The sequence below is a fragment of the Mesorhizobium sp. M1088 genome, assembly GCF_040318575.1.
GTDB lineage: Bacteria > Pseudomonadota > Alphaproteobacteria > Rhizobiales > Rhizobiaceae > Mesorhizobium.
Window position 1 is genome coordinate 1 of record NZ_JAMYMO010000098.1, and the last position, 2,582, is coordinate 2,582.

General features: G+C 61.7%; 2 protein-coding genes. Both read right to left on the reverse strand.

Going from position 1 to position 2,582, the window contains the following annotated elements:
• Positions 1-34 precede the first annotated feature (34 nt).
• Entirely contained in the window at positions 35-2,104 is a 2,070-nt protein-coding gene (locus tag NKH49_RS34530) for a recombinase family protein (RefSeq protein ID WP_352930128.1), read from the reverse strand.
• A partial coding sequence (locus tag NKH49_RS34535; RefSeq protein ID WP_352826326.1) for a hypothetical protein occupies positions 2,101-2,582 on the reverse strand: 482 nt, incomplete at its 5' end. The genes NKH49_RS34530 and NKH49_RS34535, both read right to left, overlap by 4 nt.

A 2,582-nucleotide genomic window follows, 5' to 3' on the forward strand; every position in this document is an offset into this window, starting at 1 on the left:
GCCGATCCCACGACATAATGCACACCTCGCTATGTTATTGAAAAAGCTGGATCTGCTGATCCTGTGATTGTGATAATGGACTGTGTCCGCTCCTGCCGGAATGGTGCTGGATATCGAGTTGCTCGATATCTTCATGACGGATGATCCAGGGCGTACCCTTGCAATACTGCTCGGCCTTCAGATCGCCGGCGCGGATCATGCGCAGCACGGTCATTGGCCGCAGGCCGAGCTTCGCAGCCGTTTCCTCCAATGTATACTCGCCGCGCTCCGACCGTTCGTCCTTTTTGTAGACGGCGATGTCGTGCTGGTTGCGGAAAGTGCAGACACGGGACTGCGTCCATCCGTTCAGACGACCCGTGGTTTTGCCGAGCCGGTTGAGAAGCGATGCGATCGCTCTATCCGGCAATTGGCGTGCCAGGGCACGGATCAGGTCCTCGATGTCCGGCGGGGCGCCCCAACGGTGATGGCCTGCCTTGTTCTTCCTGACCGAAAGCGCGGTATGGTCGCCGCCCTGCCAATGCACCAGCATTTTGATGTGGTCGTCTTCGATGGCGACGACAATCTCGCGGATCACGGCACGGATGATCCGCTTGCGCGTGATGGCGGTGGCGTTGGCATGATGCCATGCCAGTTCGAGATCGGCGCCCATGCGCAGCAGGCTCCGCCGTTCCTCTTCTCCCAGAGCCTCAGGCTTGTGGCGGTCGAGCGCGTCAAGCTCGTCCTGACGCTCGCGGACGGCTACGAGCGCGGCATTCCAGCGTCGCTCCAGTTCGCCTGCTACAAGCCGGTTGTCCGGGTCGACGGCGTCATACTGGCGGCGTGCATGGGCGGCTTCATAACGTGCCTGTTCGAGTGCGAGCTCCACATGGCGCCGCTTCTCTCCAGCCTGCACGGTGGAGGTCTCGATGGCCTTGATCGCCGCTTCCATGCCGAGCGGTTGAAGGCGTTGAAGAACCTCCGCGCTGACCGCCTGATCGACCCGCAACGATCCGAAGCCGATGCACGGGTCGGTTCCGTGGTTGACCTGCGCTCCGCGGCAATGATAGCGCCCCGTATTGCCGTTGCTGCCGGAATAGGAGACATGCAGCTTGCGGCCGCAATGGCCGCAGCGCAAGAGACCGCCGAGCAGCAACTCGCCCCGGCGAAGAGCACCGCGCGGCACCAGGCCTTTGCTTGTGGCATTGTCCGTGATCAGGCGCTGATTCCTCTCAAAATCGTGCCAGCTCAGGTAACCTTCGTGATGGTCGATGAGCAAGACCTCCCAGTCGGCGCGATCGCGCCTGATCCCACGCAAAATCCGTTTGCGTCCGGCCTCTATGGTGACTTTGCTGCAGGTTCGCCCGAACGCATAGGCGCCGGCGTAGATCGGGTTGGTGAGAATGTGGTGCACCGTATTGTAGACGGGCAGCTTCCAGACGATCGCCCTGTCCGCCGCGCGCGTGTAATTTACGGCAGGGAGCATAATGCCCTCGCGGCGCAACCACAGATGCACCTGCCGGATGCTCTGCAGTTCGTCGAAACGCCGGAATACAAGATCGATCGCCTCGCGGATCCGCAGGTCCGGGTCTTTCTCGACCCGGTTCCGGCCCGACTTGACGTAACCGATCGCCACCGTCAGGAAAAGTTCGCCCCGTCGTGCCTTCTGCTTCAGGGCTTCGATCGAGCGGGCCCGCAGGATCGAAAGCTCCAGTTCGCTCATCGTGCCCTTCATGCCGAGCAGCAGCCTGTCGTTGGGATGACGCGGTTCGTAGATGCCGTCCTCATCGATGATGAGCGTTCCGACAAGGCCGCAAAACTCGATGAGCGTATGCCAGTCCCGGCCATTGCGGGCCAGCCGGGAGGCTTCAATGGCGAGGACCGCACCAACCCGACCTTCGCAGATCGCCGCCAGAAGCTTCTCAAAGCCCGGACGGCGGATGCCAGACCCTGAACGACCGAGATCTTCATCGATGACGATGGCGTCTTTCCAGCCAAGGGACCGCGCTCGCTCGGCAAGGCCATATTGGCGTCGCCGGCTCTCGGGATTTTTGACGAGCTGATCGGCCGTCGACTGCCGGACATAGACATAGGCACCGCGCGCGAGATGTTCAGCGGTGATCTTCATGATCTGCCTCCCGTCCCGTCTGGCTCACCACCGCTTCCCTCAGCAAGGTCTCGATCAGCGGGAGGGTGCGTTCCCGGACTTCGCCTGGAAGACTCGATGGCGGAGCCTTCTTGGAAAACAGGTCTGGCTGGTCGGTTCGGCATTGCCTGCGCTGCATGGTCGTCTCCTGGCTGGCGTGAGTCGCTCTGCAGAAAACGTAGACATGCATCGACCTCGCGGCGCAGGTCGCGCAGGCATGAAAGGGGAAAACGGGGCGCCTCGCGAACCGCCATCGTCAGGGCGATCTCTTCCGTCATCCAGATCGGAATCAGCGCCAGGCTGCCATCCGGTTGTCGCCCGACATAGGCCGGCTCACCGCAATAACGCTGACGGCCTGTGACGAAAATCTCCCCGCCCGAACGTGGATGAAAGGCGTAACGGACAATCTTCTTTGCCTCGCCATCCTGATAACGGGCATTATGAGCCCAGTCCGACCGGC

What these genes read in the sequence shown, in the direction of transcription:
- NKH49_RS34530 (WP_352930128.1), bottom strand. Translation starts at nt 2,104, where the DNA reads ATGAAGATCACCGCTGAACATCTCGCGCGCGGTGCCTATGTCTATGTC.